We start from the raw sequence: 15,707 nt of genomic DNA, 5'->3' as shown, positions 1-15,707 counted from the left end.
GGAATTATATACGCACACCCGCATCCCTATACGGACTGCCTGCTGCCGTACGGGTCCGGCGCCTGCTCCCCGGCGGACTACGGGTCACGCTCAGGCTGCCCCCGGCACCGCGTCCCTCGCCACCGGACAGCTCATACAGCGCGGTCCGCCGCGGCCGCGCCCCAGCTCGCTCCCCGGGATCGTGATCACCTCGATACCGCGCTTGCGGAGGAAGGTGTTCGTGGTGACGTTCCGCTCGTACGCCACCACCACGCCCGGCTCCACCGCCAGCACATTGCAGCCGTCGTCCCACTGCTCACGCTCGGCCGAGTGCACGTCCTGCGTCGCGGTCAGCACCCGGATGTCCGACAGGCCCAGCGAGGCCGCTATGGCGCGGTGCATATGCTCCGGCGGATGGTCGGTGACCTTGAGGTCCTGATCGCCCGAGCCCGGCTCGATGGTGTACGAGCGGAGCATCCCCAGGCCCTCGTACTGGGTGAAGGTATCGCCGTCAATCATCGTCATGACGGTGTCCAGATGCATGAACGCCCGGCGCTTGGGCATGTCGAGCGCCACGATCGTGCGCGCCGAACCCGCCGCGAACAGCCCCCGCGCCAGCAGCTCGACGGCCTGTGGAGTGGTCCGCTCGCTCATCCCGATCAGTACCGCGCCACTGCCCAGCACCAGGACGTCGCCGCCCTCGATCGTCGAGGGGTAGTCCGCCTGCCCCTCGGACCAGACGTGGAAGCCCGCACCGCGGAAGAGCGGATGGTGGCGGTAGATCGCCTCGTAGTGCACGGTCTCGCGCTGCCGGGCGGGCCAGCGCATCGAGTTGATCGACACCCCGTCGTAGATCCAGGCGGAGGTGTCACGGGTGAAGAGGTGGTTGGGCAGCGGGCCCAGCAGGAAGTCGTCCAGATCCATCACATGGAAGCGGACCGAGATCGGCTCGGCGTGCCGCTCCAGGAACTCCCGCTTGGTCATGCCGCCGACCAGCGCCTCGACGAGGTCCGGCACCGGCAGCTCGTCGAAGGCCGCCCGCAGATGGTCGGTGGCCAGCGGCCCGTATTCCTTCTCGTCGAAGACCCGGTCGAGCACGAGCTGCCGGGCCTCGGGGATCTGCAGGCTCTCGGCCAGCAGATCCCCGAAGAGGTGCACCTCCACCCCCCGGTCCCGGAGTACATCCGCGAACCCGTCGTGCTCGGCCCGCGCCCGGCGCACCCACAGCACGTCATCGAAGAGCAAGGCGTCCTTGTTGGACGGCGTGAGCCGCTTCAGCTCCAGATCGGGGCGGTGCAGGATGACCCGGCGCAGCCGCCCGGCCTCGGAGTCGACTTGGAATCCCATCCGTCCATCTTGGCCGCTCGGACGGCCCGGCGGAGGGAGTCGGGCGATGTCGGTCCGGTCGGACCGGAGCCCGGCCGGCTGCCGGCGGTCCTCCAGGGCGGCACGGGCGGGACGGGGAGGGGGATGGTCCGCCCCTCCCCGCCGGACGCGCCTACAGCCGTGGGTCCACCGGCTCCGACTCCAGGGCGAGCACCGCGAAGACCGCCTCGTGGACCCGCCACAGCGGTTCGCCGTCCGCCAGCCGGTCCAGCGCCTCCAGGCCGAGCGCGTACTCCCGCAGGGCCAGCGAGCGCTTGTGGCCCAGGTGACGGACGCGCAGCCGCTGGAGGTTCTCCGGGCGGGTGTACTCCGGCCCGTAGATGATCCGCAGGTACTCGCGGCCACGGCACTTGACGCCCGGCTGGACGAGCCGTCCGTCGGCCTGCCGGATCAGCGCCTGCACCGGCTTGACGACCATGCCCTCGCCGCCGTCGGCGGTCAGCTCCTGCCACCAGGCGATACCGGCCGCGACCGAGGTCTCGTCCTCGGTGTCGACGAGGATCCGCCGGGTCATGGCGAGCAGCCCCGGCCGGTCCGTGGCATCCCCGGCCTCCCGGGCCGCCACCGCACCCTCGGCCGCGATCAGCCGGTCGAGCAGGGCGAGCTGGTCGGTGTGCGGCAGCCCGGCGAGGCTGCGGCCCTGGACCGCGAGAATCTGGAACGGCGCGAGCCGGATGCCGTCCAGCTCACCGAGCCCGGCGCCGCCGTCCGGCTCCTGCGGTGCCTCGTCGGCGTCCGTCGTCGCCCCGACCCGCCAGCAATAGCGCCGGTACGCCTCCGTGAACGCCGCCGCGTCCGCCGCCCGGTCCCGCTGCCGGCCGAGCAGCGGCGACACCTCGATGCCCCGGGCGGCCGCCGTCTCCAGCGCGTCGAGCACGCCCGGGAACGCCGCCCCGGACGCCGCGCCCACAGCCGCGTACTGCTTGCGCAGCAGACCGGTCGCCTTCAGGGACCAGGGCATCAACTCGGCGTCCAGCAGCAGCCAGCCGGTCTCCAGCCCGTCCCACAGACCGGCCTCCTCGGCGCAGTCCCGGACCCGCCGCAGAAGACGTTCGGTCACCTCCGGGTCGTCGAAGAACGGCCGGCCGGTGCGGGTGTACAGGGCTCCCGACACCCCCTTCGGCACACCGAAGAGTTCACCGGCCACGGTCTCGTCGCGGCACACCAGGACCACCGCACGGGACCCCATGTGCTTCTCCTCGCACACCACTTCCCGTACACCGTCGGCCCGGTAGCCGGCGAACGCCTCCGCGGGGTGCTCCAAGTACCCCTCCTCCGCCGAGGTCGCGCAGGGCGCCATCGTCGGCGGGAGGTACGGCAGCAGCCGCGGGTCGATCGCGAAGCGGCTCATCACCTCCAGCGCGGCCGCGGCGTTCTCCTCCTTGACCGCGAGCCGGCCCATGTACCGGGTCTCCACGATCCGGCGTCCGGCCACATCGTTCAGATCGAGCGGGCGGCCGTCCGCCCCGCCGGGCGCCTCCGTCGCGAGCGGTTTCGTGGGCTCGTACCAGACCCGCTCCGCCGGTACGTCCACCAGCTCGCGCTCCGGCCACCGCAGCGCGGTCATCGCACCGCCGAAGACACAGCCGGTGTCCAGGCAGAGGGTGTTGTTGAGCCAGGTGGCGCGAGGGGTGGGGGTGTGGCCGTAGACGACGGCGGCGCGGCCGCGGTAGTCCTCGGCCCAGGGGTAGCGCACCGGCAGGCCGAACTCGTCGGTCTCGCCGGTCGTGTCGCCGTACAGCGCGAAGGAACGCACCCGCCCCGACGTCCGGCCGTGGTACTTCTCCGGCAGCCCGGCGTGGCACACCACGAGTCCGCCGCCGTCCAGGACGTAGTGGCTGACCAGCCCCTGGAGGAACGCCCCGACCTCGGTGTGGAAGGCCGCGTCCTCCTTCTCCAGCTGCTCGATGGTCTCGGCGAGCCCATGGGTGTGCTGGACCTTGCGGCCCTTGAGGTAGCGGCCGAGCTTGTTCTCGTGGTTGCCCGGCACACACAGCGCATGCCCGGCCCCGACCATGCCCATCACCAGCCGCAGCACTCCGGGGCTGTCCGGCCCGCGGTCGACGAGGTCACCGACGAAGACCGCCGTACGGCCCTCGGGGTGTACCGCGTCCACCGGCCGGCCGAGCGCGTCGCGCACCAGCGCATAGCCCAGCCTGCCAAGCAGGGTCTCCAGTTCGGAACGGCAGCCGTGGATGTCGCCGATGATGTCGAACGGGCCGGTGAGATGGCGCAGATCGTTGAACCGCCGCTCCGTGACGACCTCGGCGGACTCCACCTCCTCCGGGCCCCGCAGGACATGCACCTTGCGGAAACCCTCCCGCTCCAAGTGCCGCAGGGAACGGCGGAGTTCACGCTGGTGGCGCTGGATGACCCGGCGGGGCAGCCCGGCCCGGTCGGCGCGCGCCGCATTGCGTGCGGCGCAGACCTGCTCGGGCATGTCCAGCACGATCGCCACCGGGAGGACGTCATGCTCCCGGGCCAGCCGCACCAGCTGGGCGCGCGCCTCGGACTGCACATTGGTGGCGTCCACGACCGTCAGCCGCCCGGCGGCCAGCCGCTTGCCCGCGATGAAGTGCAGTACGTCGAAGGCGTCGCCGCTGGCGCTCTGGTCGTTCTCGTCGTCGCTGACCAGCCCCCGGCAGAAGTCGGAGGAGAGGACCTCGGTCGGCCGGAAGTGCCGCGCGGCGAAGGTGGATTTGCCGGAGCCGGTGGCTCCGATCAGCACCACGAGCGAGAGGTCGGGCACGGCGAGCGTGCGCGGCGCCCGCTCGGGCCGGTCCTGCGGCCGCTCCGCGTGCTCCTGAGGAGTGCTGCTCCCCTGCCGGCTCCCGCTCTCCTGCCGGCTCTCGTGCGGGTGCTGGTTCTCCTCGCCGTACCCCGTACGGGCGTCGTCCGTCATGCCGCGACCTCCTTCCCGCTCATCGAAGCGCCGCTGTCCGCAGCGCTGCTGCCACCTTCGGGTCCCCGGCCTTCCCGGCCGCTCCCGCTGTCTTCAGGCCTACCACTTCCGTCACCGGTGATACGGAAGTGCGCGAGCTGGGTGGGCGGGCCGACCTCGGGGTCGTCCGGACCCACCGGGCCGAAGCTCACCTCGTAGCCGTGCCGTGCGGCGACCCCGCGCGCCCACTGCCGGAACTCCTCCCGGGTCCACTCGAAGCGATGGTCCGCATGCCGCACCTGCCCGGCCGGCAGCGACTCCCAGCGCACGTTGTACTCGACGTTCGGCGTCGTCACCACGACCGTGCGCGGCCTGGCCGCCCCGAACACCGCGTACTCCAGCGCCGGCAGCCGCGCCGGATCGACATGCTCGACGACCTCGCTGAGCACCGCCGCGTCATACCCCTTCAGCCGGCTGTCGGTGTACGCCAGCGACCCCTGTACGAGCCGTACGCGCTCCGACTGCCGCTCGGACATCCGCTCCAGCCGCAGCCGGCGCCGCGCCTCGTGCAGCGCCCGCATCGACACATCCACGCCGACGATCTCGGTGAACTGCCCTTCCTTGAGCAGCGCACCGACCAGCTGGCCCTGCCCGCAGCCCAGGTCGAGCACCCGCGCCGCCTCGGCCGAGCGCAGGACCGTGAGGATCGCCTCCCGCCGCCGGACGGCGAGCGGCACCGGCTTGTCCTCGGTGTCCGCCTCCTCGTCCACGGCGTTGTCGAGCTCCTCGGCGGCCACATCGTCCGACTCGGCCAGTCGCTCCAGTGCCAGCCGCTCCATGGCCTGGCGCGTCAGCGACCCGCGCCGCGCGAGATAGCGGCCGACGATCACCCGCTGCTCCGGGTGGTCCTCCAGCCAGCCCTCGCCGGCCCGCAGCAGCTTGTCGACCTCGTCGGGCGCGACCCAGTAGTGCTTGGCGTCGTCCAGCACCGGCAGCAGCACATACAGATGCCGCAGTGCCTCGGCGAGCCGGCACTCCCCCTCCAGGACGAGCCGCACATAGCGCGAGTCGCCCCACTCCGGGAACGTCTCGTCCAGCGGCACCGGCTCGGCCCGCACCGTCCAGCCCAGCGGCCGGAACAGCTTGTCCACCAGCTCCGTACCGCCCCGGGCGGGCAGCACCGGCACCTCGATGCGCAATGGCAGCGCCTGCGCCACCAGCTCGGGCCGTGCCGTGCACTGCCCCTTCATCGCGCTCGCGAAGACGCTCCGCAGCGCCACCGCCAGCAGCGAGGAGGCCGCGTACGGGCGGTCGTTCACATACTGGCCCAGCGCCGAATCCGGTGCGCCGCCACGGCCCTTGCCCCGGCTCCGGCGCACCAGGGCGATGGGGTCGACCTCCAACAGCAGTGCCGCGGTGCACCGTTGTGCGTCGGCCTCCGGATAGAGGACGTGTGCGGTGCCGTGCGACGTCGTGAACTGCTGCACCTTGTCGGGATGCTTGTGCAGCAGGAACCCGAGGTCGGTCGCGGGACGGTCGGCGCTGCCGGTGGTGGTTATCGTCAGGAACACCCGTCCGAGTATTGCCGCAAGACAGCCCGATCCCCACCGGTTTTCCGGAAGCGCCGCCCGGCGTCAGCCCAGCTGCGACTGCACCTGTGCCGAGATCAGTTCGAGGTGGTCCAGATCCTCCAGGTCCAGCATCTGCAGGTAGATCCTGGACGCGCCGATGGCCGCATAGCGACCGATCTTGTCGACGACCTCGGCGGGTGAGCCCGCGAGGCCATTGGCCTTCAGTTCGTCCACGTTCCGCCCGATGGCCGCGGCCCGTCGCGCCACCTCCGCATCGTCCTTCCCGACGCAGGCCACGAGGGCGTTGGAGTACACCAGCTCATCGCCCTTCCGCCCGACGGCCTCGGCGGCCGCCCGCACCCGTCCGAACTGGCGCTCACTGTCTTCGAGCGAGGCGAAGGGAATATTGAACTCATCGGCGTACTGCGCCGCCAGCCGTGGCGTACGCGTCGCCCCGTGTCCGCCGACCAGCACCGGCACCTTGCCCTGGGCGGGCTTGGGCAGCGCGGGCGAATTCTCCAGCAGGTAGTAGGTCCCGTCGTAGCTGAACTCCTCTCCTGTCGCGGTGGCCCACAGACCGGTGATGATCGCCAGCTGCTCCTCCAGCCGCGCGAACTTCTCCTTGGGGAACGGAATGCCGTACGCCTTGTGCTCCTCCTCGAACCAGCCCGCCCCGAGGCCGAGTTCGACCCGTCCACCGGACATCTGGTCGACCTGGGCCACCTGAATGGCCAGCACACCCGGCAGCCGGAAGGTGCCCGCCGTCATGAGCGTCCCGAGACGGATGCGCCGGGTCTCACGAGCAAGGCCGGCCAGCGTGATCCAGGCATCGGTCGGGCCGGGAAGCCCGTCGGCATTGCCCATCCGCAGATAGTGGTCCGAGCGGAAGAACGCGTCAAAACCAAGATCCTCAGTAGCTTTGGCGACCTTCAGCAAGGTGTCGTAGGAGGCCCCCTGCTGGGGCTCGGTGAAGATTCGTAGGTCCATACCTCCATCCTGCACTCCGGGCGACGCCCCAATCGTCGGAGAGCGTTTGAGCGCATGGGGGCGGTGGGGCAGCCGTTGGGTCGATCCCGGCACGGGAGGGACAGAGGCGGGGCAGGGCGGGGCAGGCCATCCCTTGTCGTGACACCGACGCTGTGGGCGGATCCACGGCGGAGGCGGCCTAGGTAACGCGGAGGCTGCTTAGGGCTACACAGGCGGCGTGGGCAGCGCTGACCGGTCGGTGGGCGGGCGTGAGTGCGTGCGGGTCCATGAATCGTGCGGGATACGCGGTGGCGCGCGCAGGGGCCGTCATAGTCGTGCGGTGAAACCAGTCGTGCGGTGAAACCAGCAGTGGCAGCCAGGGCCGACGCGACGGCTCGGGCATGTGCCGTCGGGATGTGAGGCGCGAGCGCTCCCGGCCCGCGGTCGGTGCGTCACCGCTCGGGGCTTGCCTACCGCGTGATCGCGGTCGGTTCGGGTCAGGTTTGCTCAGGCAGGGTTCCGGTCGCGCACCTCCAGCTTTTCCAGTATTCCGGCCACGCGGTCTCTCGATTCATCGACCGTGTCCATCGCCTCGACGCACGTCCAGTACATCCCCTCCTCGTCTGCCAGCAGCACCACTGCCACCAGCGCTTCGCACACCTCTCGCAGCAGTCGGCACAGGCCGGTTAAAGCCGCCTTGGCATCGCGCACTTCGGACAGCTGAGCCGCCCGCAGCCCGCCGGCGGCCGACGCCGGGCACAGCAGTCCCCCGCTGAACCGCCCGCCCGCGTCGCCCAGTCCCCGGGCCCTGGACCGCACTTCGTACGGCCCGAATATCGCGAGATGGCTACCGACCGCCTCCGCCAAGGCCTGCGCCTGCCATGCCTCGACGATCACTCCCTGAACCGTGTTCGCCTCCGCCAGCCCGCGCCGACTGGCCGCAATGATCCGCACCGCGTCCATCCGCTCCCTCCCTTCCTCTCCATTCGCATGCACCCTGCACTCTTTCCACTACCCAGAGTGAAGGTGAACACCCAAAAAAGCCAGGGGAATTCGCAAATCTGTGGACAAGCAAGGCGGTGTGGAAAGATCCATGACTCCGGAGAGTGACACGCGGCGGCCACGCCCCCGCTCCCTCCCCTCCCGCCCCAGCACCCCCACCCCTCACACGACCGGCACAAGCCACGCGAAACACCCGAAGGGAACGCCGGAACGGCCGCCGGGGAACGCCGAAAGCCGGAGAAAGCGCGAGCGGGGCCGGCGCTCACACCCCGCCGGCCCCGCCCTGCGCCACTTGCCCCTCTCCCCTACCCCTCGCTCCTACTCCCCGCTTCTACTCCTCGCCCTCCCGCGGCCGGTCCGGCCGCGCCGAGCGGACCGCCGGGAACCTCGACTCATTGCGCTCGATCTTCGCGGCGAGGGCCGCCAGGGCGTCGATCCCCAGCGCCTCGCAGAACTGCAGCAGATACGCCAGCACGTCCGCGACCTCGTCCTCGACCCGGCCGGCCTTCCCCGGGTTCGACATCACCTTCGCCGACTCCTCCGGCGTCAACCACTGGAAGATCTCGACGAGTTCCGCGGCCTCCACGCTGAGCGCCGCGGCCAGGTTCTTGGGGGTGTGGTACTGCTGCCAGTCCCGCGCGGCCGCAAATTCGGCCAGGCGTCGCTGCAGCGCATGAAGATCCTCGCTCATACCCCTAGGTGTAGCACCTGTACACCGGGCAGCCCCTCGGCGACCGAGGGGTCCCGCACCGTCCCCAGCAGCCGCACATGCCCCCGGTCGGTCATCCGCAGGGCCAGCGACACCAGCTCGCGCGCCTGCCTGGGGTCCATACAGCGGTCCATCCCGTCCGCCATCACCGTCATCTGCTGATGAGCGGACGGGACCTCCCCGACCGGATCCATGGCCAGCACCTCCGGCCCGGTGAGCAGCACCAGCGCCAGCGCCAGAAACCGCAGCTCACCATCGCCGAGTTGCTCGACGGGCAGCTCGCCCAGCGCCCCCCGGTCGAGGACGGCCCGCACGCCCACCGCCCCGCCCTGCGGCCCCGATGAGCCGGCCGGCCCCGCCACTCCAGCGGCGTCAGCGGCCCCGTGTCCCGTACCGCCCGCCTGCCGTGGCACCGCACGCAGCCCCTCGACGGGACCGGCGCAGGCCTCCCGTACCGCCGCGACCAGCACCGCATGCCGCCGCGCACACTCCTGGCTCGTACGCTCCAGCACCGCGGGCAGGTTGTCGCAGGACGACCGCAGCCGCCCCTCGCCACGTGCCCCCTCCGTATCGCGGCCCCAGCTGCCCGCCTCACCGCCACCACTCCCCATACGCTTCCGCGCCCCCCAGGCCCCGGCAGTCCCGCCGGCCCCTCCCGGCTTCCCCGGCCCGCCCCCCGAGCCCGCTCCCCGGCCGCTCCGCCGCGCCCCGGCACCACGCCCCGCACCACCGGCACCGTCCGCACCACATCCACCGTCCTGCCCGGCTCCCCCCGTACCGCCCGTCCCCACACCCCGCATGACCTCCGGTCGCGGGTCGCACACAAAGGCCGACCGCAGCGCGACCACGACCTGTTCGGCGGCGGCGAGCACCAGCCGCTGGCCCTCCGTCTTGCCCGCGACGCGCAACGGCAGCAGTGAAGTGCCGAGCCGGTCGTCGGGCAGCGGGGCACGGGTCACCGGAGTCGCGCCCGCGGTATGCCAGGCCGCCTGGACGGTGGGGCGGTTCGGGTCGGTGAGCGCGGTGGTCAGCAAGGTCTCGCCGCCACCGGTCAACCGCTCGCCGACGATGCGCAGTTCGGGCTCGGCCTGCACGGCGAGATCGAGGCTGACGGGGCCCGCCGGACCGTCGACCGTGCAGCCGATACGGAACCCCCGCCGCCCCTGTTCATCGGGGCGCGCCCCCGCCGGCACACACGCCGCCGGGCTGCCCGCCACCTCCCCCACGGCCCGTGCGAGCGGCTCCCCGCTCCCGAGCCGGGCGAGGATCTCGTACGCCTGCAGCGCACTGGACTTGCCGCTTCCGCTCTCGCCGCTCAGCAAGGTCAGCCGGGTGAGCGGCAGGGTGACGCCGCGGTGGGTCTTGAAGGCGGACAGCCGTAATTCGGTGACCGCCGGCCGCACAGTGTCGGTATTCATGCAGGGACGCTATGCAGCGCCCCGACCGGAGAACCGTTACGCCCAACAGCTCTTCCTACGAACGGGGGACGCCCCCGAGCGCCGTTTCCGCGACCTCGGTGCCGACGGGTGCGAGCAGGAAGACATTGGTGTCGACGCGGTGCATCCCGCTGCCGAGCCCGAAGACGACTCCGCTGGAGAAGTCCAGGATGCGCTTGGCGACGTCGGTGTCGGCGCTGGTGAGGTCCAGCAGGACGGGGATCTGTGCCATCAAGTACTCGGCGACCTCGCGGGCGTCCGCGAAGGTCTGGACACGGATGACGATGAACCGCCGCGTCTCCTCCGTCGGCTCGTCATCCGGGAGGGCACGGTGGTCGGGCCAGGAAGGCCATTCACTGCTGCCGCGGAGCGGGACGACCTCGGCAAGCCCTTCCCACTGCTCGTCGGTGGCATCGGGGCCGTTCACCGAATCACCTCACCCGGGGGAGCGCTGACTGTCTGCGGTATCTGCATCGCACAATTCTAGAGATAAACATACAAAGCCCGGCGGACGCGACACACGCCGCGTCACGTCCGGTTCCATCCTGCACCATGGCCGCTGACCTGTGCTGACATCCTCGGCAGATATCCTGCGTCGAGATTCTGTGTGCCTGTTCATCCCCCTTGTGACGGAGGTCCGGTCTGCCGTGAGCTCTGAGCCTCCCGGTCGTCGGCCGCGTGGACTGCGTGGCCTGCGCAAACCCGCGAAGAAGCGGCCCGCCGGCCCCCCGCCCGCCGAGAACACGGACGACTCGGATACGACGGAAACGACGGCCGAAAACCCCAGCAGCGTCATCAGCGCCGCCCTCTACCGCGACGGACGCCGCGTCAGCACCCATGACACGCTCGCCGACGCCTTCCGGCAGCAGCGGGCCACCTCCGGCACTCTCGCCTGGATCGGTCTGCACCGCCCCACCCGCGCCGAACTGGTCACCCTGGCCTCGGAGTTCGACCTCCACCCGCTCGCCATCGAAGACGCCCTGGAGGCCCACCAGCGGCCCAAGCTGGAGCGCTACGGCGGCACGCTCTTCGTCGTACTGCGCGCCGCGCGCTACCTCGACGACGCGGAGGCGGTCGACTTCGGCGAGCTGCACGTCTTCGTCGGCCGCGACTTCGTGATCACCGTGCGGCACGGCGGCGCCCCTGACCTCTCGGCCGTACGCCAGCGCATGGAGGACACCCCCGAACTCCTCAAGCGCGGCCCCGAAGCCGTCCTCTACGCGATCCTCGACGCGGTTGTCGACGGCTACGCCCCGGTCGTCGACGGTGTCCAGACCGATATCGACGAAATCGAGACCGAGGTCTTCGGCGGCGACCCCCGGGTCTCCCGCCGTATCTATGAACTCTCCCGCGAGGTCGTCGAGTTCCAGCGCGCCACCCGCCCGCTGAACGCCATGCTGGAAGGCCTCACCGCGGGCTTCGAGAAATACGCCATCGACGAGGAATTGCGCCGCTATCTGCGCGACGTCGCCGATCACGTGCTCCACACCACGGAGCGCGTCGACAGCTTCCGGCAGGCTCTGCAGGACATCCTCACCGTCAACGCGACCTTGGTGAACCAACAGCAGAACGCCGAGATGCGCGCCCTGGCCGAGGCCGGCTTCGAACAGAACGAGGAGATCAAGAAGATCTCCTCCTGGGCGGCCATTCTGTTCGCCCCGACGCTGGTCGGGACGATCTACGGCATGAACTTCGACCACATGCCGGAGCTGCACTGGGTGTTCGGATACCCCTTTGCGATCGTCCTGATGGCGCTTGTCTGCACCAGTTTGTATGTCGTCTTCAAGCGGCGGGACTGGCTCTGAGTAATCGACGTTCAAGCACCCACGCATCGGGCTCGGCGACGCGAGCCAGGCTCTCACGGACACCGCTCGAACCGTTGGAGAGAATCTGGGGAGAGGAGAAGGGAACGCGCGCCCCGCATCCTCACCCGACTGATGCGTGCAGTCCCGAGGAGGGTTGTCACCGCCGGCCGTTACGGTGGCCCGCATGCCCGATACCAAGTACTGGACTTCTGCCCCGGACCGGATAGTTCGCGGCTCGATGGGCCTGTGCCATCTCACCGTGGCTCAGCCGCCGTTCAACGTCGACGCCCGCAGCCTCCCGGCCAACGACCCCGATCAGGCCCACCTGTTCGTCGCGTCGTTCGGCGGCATCGAGGAGGTCCTGGAGGACCTCGGGCCGCGCTCCGTGCAGACGCCGCTGCCCTCGTCGGTGCGTTCCGATCTGGACATCGTTCATTCCGCCGTGTGGGGCGGCATGCGGGCCATCTCCACCCCTGTCTTCGCCGACGACGGCAACGGAAACCCGCTGTTGGCCGAAGCCGAACGGATGCGGGAGCGCTTCCCCGCAGCGCGGATCGTGGGCCACGTCACCTACTACGGCGGAATGGAGCACACCGAAACCGTCGTGATGCTCCCCGACGGCGCCATGTTCCACGCCTCCGGCTGGCCCGGCGACGAACCGTTCGTCGTCCTGGGCGACCCCCACGCCGTCATCGCCTCACTCGGCCTGAGCAGTTGGATGCTCGCCGCCGCCGACATCGACATGGACCAGCCCCTCCACGAGATCGAATGGGCCTCCCTGGCCGGCCTGGCACTGGGGCACTCCGACCCCTGGGGATGGGAGGAGATGCAGACCACCGCCTTCCGAGTACAACACAGCGATCTGTCCGTCTGCTCGATGGAGGGCCTGTACTTCATCTAAGGCGCAAGGAAGCGGCGGCCACTGTCTGGAGGGACCGAGGATTTGCAATGTCGGCACTCCATCAACTCGGCTTTATCTGCGTGTAGTTGGGGCTATGGCGTCCGGGCGGCGGGCGCGCCTCTCCGGCGCCCAACCACTCGTGGCCCGATCTGCGCAGACGGCCCCGCCGCCACCTGGCTGGGGACATCGCACCAGGCCACACCCGTGCGCAGATGGTGAAACGGCCATCTACTGGGCGCGCAGATGGTCGTGCAGTGTCCGCGCGACCTGGGACATGAGTGCTTCGGCGGCCGGCTGGGTTGCCGCCGGGACCTTGGATTCGGTCAGTGCGGCGATGGCGAAGGTGCCGCCGTCGTCGTGCTCGACGACGCCCGCCTCGTGCCGGAGGTTCAGCAGGGTGCCGGTCTTCGATGACCACTTCGAGGCGTCCGAGCTGAAGTCGGGCGCGAGACGGTGCCGCATCACGTTGTGGGCCATGAGGGAGCGCAGAGGTGCGGCAACGCCGGACGGGAGCCGTACCGGGACCCACAGGGCTTCCAGGAGGTCGACGAAAGCACGGGCGGAACCCGAGTTGGCTCGGCTCACATCGAGCTGTGGGATCGGGTGGCCTCGTCCTGCCGTGCGTGAGCCGATCGCGAGGGAGTGGGCGAGGTGCACATCGCCCGGGTCGAATTGCTCGGCCGGGGTTTCGACAAGGTCACGCAGAGGGTTTCGCACCGCGATGCCGCTGATGCCGGCGTCGCGGAGGGTCTGGTTCACCTCGGCGGGCGGGACCAGGGCGAACAGTGCGTCCGCGGCGACGCTGTCGCTGAGCGCCGTACTGAGGTAGAGCAGGTCGTCGATCGCGATGCGTGCGGGGTGGCGGAATCTGCTGAGCCCCACCGGCCCCGGGGACGCGATGCGTCCCGGCTCGACGTCGATCACCGCGGCCCCGTCGAGGCGCCCGTCGTGGATGCGGTCCAGCACGGCGACGGCGAGCGGCACCTTCACCAGCGACGCGACCGGGAACTCGACATCAGGGTCGATGCCGATCTCCTCACCGGTGAACAGATCACGCACCAGGAAGGAACCCGACAGGCCCGCTCCGGCGAGAACACCGCGGAGTTCCTGTGTCACTCGCTCGGCGTTCATGCACGCTCCTTGCCGTCCGTGGGCGTTCCCAAGGCGCGGGCCACCTGCTCCCGGAAGCCGGCCCGCACCCGCTCCGCGTCGTCACCGGTCACCGCTGACACGCTGTAGCCACGGGCAACGGGGGTTCCCGCCAGCCGACGCCACCCCAGCCCCAGCTCATCCGCCTGCGCCGCCGAGCACAGGAGAAAGTCGTCGGCGCGCATCGTCGCGGCCACGGCGGCGGTCAGCGATGCGGCCACCGCGATCTGTGCGGGCACGAGCGCGACGCGATGGCCGGTCTGCTCCACACGGTCCCGGATGTGCGGAACATCGTCTTCCGGCTGGATCCAGATGCGCCGGAACGATCGTTGTGCCCTGCCGGGCCGCAGGCTTTCGAGGTGGAGCGGCGCCGTGCCGTGGTCCGTCGGGGAAGCGACGCCGAGCGGCACCGTCCAGTCGGCGTCTGCCGGCGGCACCGCCAGGAGGGCGGCCCGGACTTCACGGGACCGGAGAAGTTCCGCACGTTCCGCCGGGCCGGCGGAACGGAAGTCCAGGACGGTGTCCTTGTCGCGAGCGGCCGCGTCCAGCATCGCCAAGTGCCGTACCGAGCATGTCTCGGGCACCGCGAGACCGAGCGGCCGGAGCTTCGCCTGCTCGGCGTGGTACTCCAGCGCTTCCGCCAACTGCACGAGCCGCTTCGCGGACGGAAGCATGTCGCGTCCGAACGGGGTGAGCGCGGCCCGCCGCGTCGAGCGGTCGAACAGCCGCTCCCCGAAATGCTCCTCCAGCGCGGCAACCCGTCGACTCGCCACGGACTGCGGCACCCGGGCGGCCTCGGCGCCGAGCGTGAAGCTGCCACGCTCGCCCACTTGCACGAACACCCGACACGCAGCCACCAGATCCACACCGAGCACCGTATGCCAAAACAGCATGTGAAGCATCATTTGAGTCTTTGACCGCATGAACTGCTGCCGGAAGGCTGTTGGACGTGATCTCTTACAGGACAGCCATACCTGCGGTCGCTCTCGTACTCGCATCGGGCCTGGTGAGCGGATGCGCCGGGAGCGGCGACACCGGTCCGGCCCGGCCCTCATCGTCCACCGCCTCGACACCGGCCGACCCGGACGCCTCGCGGGACCGCGCCGCCAAGGCCCTTGCCCAGGTAGAGCGCCGGTACCACTCCCGCCTCGGCGTCTACATGCTGGACACCGGGACGGGCCGCACGGTGACGTACCGCGCGGGCGAGCGGTTCGCGCACGCCTCGACATTCAAGGCGCTCGCCGCCGCCGTCCTGCTCAAGCGCAGTACGGACGACGAGCTCAACCGTGTCATCCGCTACCGCGCCTCGGACCTCGAGGACTACGCACCGATCACCAAGCGGCACGTGGGCGAGGGAATGACGCTGCGCGATCTGATCAAGGCCGCAGTGCAGTACAGCGACAACACGGCCGCCAACCTGCTCCTGGACCGGCTCGGTGGACCGGCCGGGCTGCAAAAGGCGCTCCGCGGCATGGGAGACAGGACCACTCGGACCGACCGGACCGAACCGGCGCTGAACGAAGCGAAGCCCGGCGACCCCCGGGACACCAGCACTCCACGCGCACTCGGCACCGATCTGCGCCGGTTCGTCCTCGGAGACGTGCTGCCCGAAGGCCGCCGGCAACTGCTCACGCATGTGCTCCGCGGGAACACGACCGGCGGCCCCTACATCAGGGCGGGAGTCCCCTCCGGATGGAAGGTCGGCGACAAGACGGGCAACGGCGGCTACGGCACCCGCAACGACATCGCGATCGTCTGGCCGGCCGGCGGTTCCCCGATCGTCGTCGCCGTCCTGTCCGACCGCGGCTCCAAGGACGCGGCTTCCGATGACGCTCTGATCAAGGACGCCACGAAGACAGGCCTCGCCGCCCTCCGTTGAGCACCCGCCACCGTCGGATCCGCCGGCCTGCCCGCTCCTGCGA

At 70.5% G+C, this 15,707-nt stretch carries 13 protein-coding genes; 3 read left to right on the top strand and 10 right to left on the bottom strand.

Annotation, left to right across the window (positions count from 1 at the left end; translation table 11 throughout):
- Nucleotides 1-90 precede the first annotated feature (90 nt).
- The 8 genes from NUT86_RS30665 to NUT86_RS30630 all read right to left on the bottom strand — a co-directional run bounded on the left by NUT86_RS30665 (nucleotide 91) and on the right by NUT86_RS30630 (nucleotide 10,357).
- Complete coding sequence (locus tag NUT86_RS30665; protein WP_018088821.1) at nucleotides 91-1,326, bottom strand: arginine deiminase; 1,236 nt, start codon at nucleotides 1,324-1,326, stop codon at nucleotides 91-93.
- Nucleotides 1,327-1,477: 151 nt separating this feature from the next.
- Nucleotides 1,478-4,267 carry a polynucleotide kinase-phosphatase gene (locus tag NUT86_RS30660; RefSeq protein WP_274738494.1) on the bottom strand — a complete coding sequence of 930 codons (2,790 nt, stop codon included), beginning with the start codon at nucleotides 4,265-4,267 and terminating at the stop codon, nucleotides 1,478-1,480.
- On the bottom strand, nucleotides 4,264-5,817 hold the full coding sequence (locus NUT86_RS30655; protein ID WP_274738493.1) for a 3' terminal RNA ribose 2'-O-methyltransferase Hen1: 1,554 nt from the start codon (nucleotides 5,815-5,817) through the stop codon (nucleotides 4,264-4,266). The genes NUT86_RS30660 and NUT86_RS30655 overlap by 4 nt, the downstream gene beginning before the upstream one ends.
- A gap of 63 nt (nucleotides 5,818-5,880) precedes the next feature.
- On the bottom strand, nucleotides 5,881-6,804 hold the full coding sequence (locus NUT86_RS30650) for an LLM class F420-dependent oxidoreductase (RefSeq protein WP_274738492.1): 924 nt from the start codon (nucleotides 6,802-6,804) through the stop codon (nucleotides 5,881-5,883).
- Between the two features lie 486 nt (nucleotides 6,805-7,290).
- Nucleotides 7,291-7,746, bottom strand: coding sequence for a DUF6099 family protein (locus tag NUT86_RS30645; protein ID WP_018088817.1), 456 nt, complete (start codon nucleotides 7,744-7,746; stop codon nucleotides 7,291-7,293).
- Between the two features lie 370 nt (nucleotides 7,747-8,116).
- Nucleotides 8,117-8,476: a nucleotide pyrophosphohydrolase gene (locus NUT86_RS30640; protein WP_018088816.1), complete on the bottom strand. Its 360-nt coding sequence runs from the start codon at nucleotides 8,474-8,476 to the stop codon at nucleotides 8,117-8,119.
- Nucleotides 8,473-9,912: a biotin transporter BioY gene (locus NUT86_RS30635; RefSeq protein WP_274738491.1), complete on the bottom strand. Its 1,440-nt coding sequence runs from the start codon at nucleotides 9,910-9,912 to the stop codon at nucleotides 8,473-8,475. The genes NUT86_RS30640 and NUT86_RS30635 overlap by 4 nt, the downstream gene beginning before the upstream one ends.
- A gap of 55 nt (nucleotides 9,913-9,967) precedes the next feature.
- Nucleotides 9,968-10,357 (bottom strand): cell division protein SepF, encoded by a 390-nt coding sequence (locus NUT86_RS30630; RefSeq protein WP_018088814.1) that lies wholly within the window; start codon nucleotides 10,355-10,357, stop codon nucleotides 9,968-9,970.
- A 220-nt stretch (nucleotides 10,358-10,577) separates the two neighbouring features.
- Here NUT86_RS30630 and NUT86_RS30625 point away from each other — a divergent pair, with 220 nt between their 5' ends.
- Both NUT86_RS30625 and NUT86_RS30620 read left to right on the top strand, forming a co-directional pair.
- Complete coding sequence (locus tag NUT86_RS30625) at nucleotides 10,578-11,735, top strand: magnesium and cobalt transport protein CorA (RefSeq protein ID WP_274738490.1); 1,158 nt, start codon at nucleotides 10,578-10,580, stop codon at nucleotides 11,733-11,735.
- 184 nt (nucleotides 11,736-11,919) lie between these two features.
- Nucleotides 11,920-12,636, top strand: a complete 717-nt coding sequence (locus tag NUT86_RS30620) for a DUF6333 family protein (protein WP_274738489.1) — start codon at nucleotides 11,920-11,922, stop codon at nucleotides 12,634-12,636.
- Between the two features lie 228 nt (nucleotides 12,637-12,864).
- Here NUT86_RS30620 and NUT86_RS30615 read toward each other — a convergent pair whose 3' ends face one another.
- Nucleotides 12,865-13,767, bottom strand: a complete 903-nt coding sequence (locus tag NUT86_RS30615) for a serine hydrolase (protein WP_159485707.1) — start codon at nucleotides 13,765-13,767, stop codon at nucleotides 12,865-12,867.
- Nucleotides 13,764-14,678, bottom strand: coding sequence for a LysR family transcriptional regulator (locus NUT86_RS30610; RefSeq protein ID WP_266442577.1), 915 nt, complete (start codon nucleotides 14,676-14,678; stop codon nucleotides 13,764-13,766). The genes NUT86_RS30615 and NUT86_RS30610 overlap by 4 nt, the downstream gene beginning before the upstream one ends.
- A gap of 113 nt (nucleotides 14,679-14,791) precedes the next feature.
- On the opposite strand from NUT86_RS30610, the gene bla reads away from it, so the two are divergent.
- Entirely contained in the window at nucleotides 14,792-15,664 is an 873-nt protein-coding gene (bla, locus tag NUT86_RS30605) for a class A beta-lactamase (RefSeq protein WP_274738488.1), read from the top strand.
- Nucleotides 15,665-15,707: the final 43 nt, after the last annotated feature.

Source organism: Streptomyces sp. G7(2002) (genome assembly GCF_028870195.1).
GTDB lineage: Bacteria > Actinomycetota > Actinomycetes > Streptomycetales > Streptomycetaceae > Streptomyces > Streptomyces nigrescens.
The sequence above is the reverse complement of the archived record's forward strand: the minus strand, read 5'-3'. Positions and strand labels throughout refer to the sequence as shown.

What these genes read in the sequence shown, in the direction of transcription:
- NUT86_RS30660 (WP_274738494.1), bottom strand. Translation starts at nt 4,267, where the DNA reads ATGACGGACGACGCCCGTACGGGGTACGGCGAGGAGAACCAGCACCCG.
- NUT86_RS30665 (WP_018088821.1), bottom strand. Translation starts at nt 1,326, where the DNA reads ATGGGATTCCAAGTCGACTCCGAGGCCGGGCGGCTGCGCCGGGTCATC.
- NUT86_RS30635 (WP_274738491.1), bottom strand. Translation starts at nt 9,912, where the DNA reads ATGAATACCGACACTGTGCGGCCGGCGGTCACCGAATTACGGCTGTCC.
- NUT86_RS30640 (WP_018088816.1), bottom strand. Translation starts at nt 8,476, where the DNA reads ATGAGCGAGGATCTTCATGCGCTGCAGCGACGCCTGGCCGAATTTGCG.
- NUT86_RS30615 (WP_159485707.1), bottom strand. Translation starts at nt 13,767, where the DNA reads ATGAACGCCGAGCGAGTGACACAGGAACTCCGCGGTGTTCTCGCCGGA.
- NUT86_RS30620 (WP_274738489.1), top strand. Translation starts at nt 11,920, where the DNA reads ATGCCCGATACCAAGTACTGGACTTCTGCCCCGGACCGGATAGTTCGC.
- NUT86_RS30610 (WP_266442577.1), bottom strand. Translation starts at nt 14,678, where the DNA reads ATGCTGTTTTGGCATACGGTGCTCGGTGTGGATCTGGTGGCTGCGTGT.
- NUT86_RS30645 (WP_018088817.1), bottom strand. Translation starts at nt 7,746, where the DNA reads ATGGACGCGGTGCGGATCATTGCGGCCAGTCGGCGCGGGCTGGCGGAG.
- NUT86_RS30650 (WP_274738492.1), bottom strand. Translation starts at nt 6,804, where the DNA reads ATGGACCTACGAATCTTCACCGAGCCCCAGCAGGGGGCCTCCTACGAC.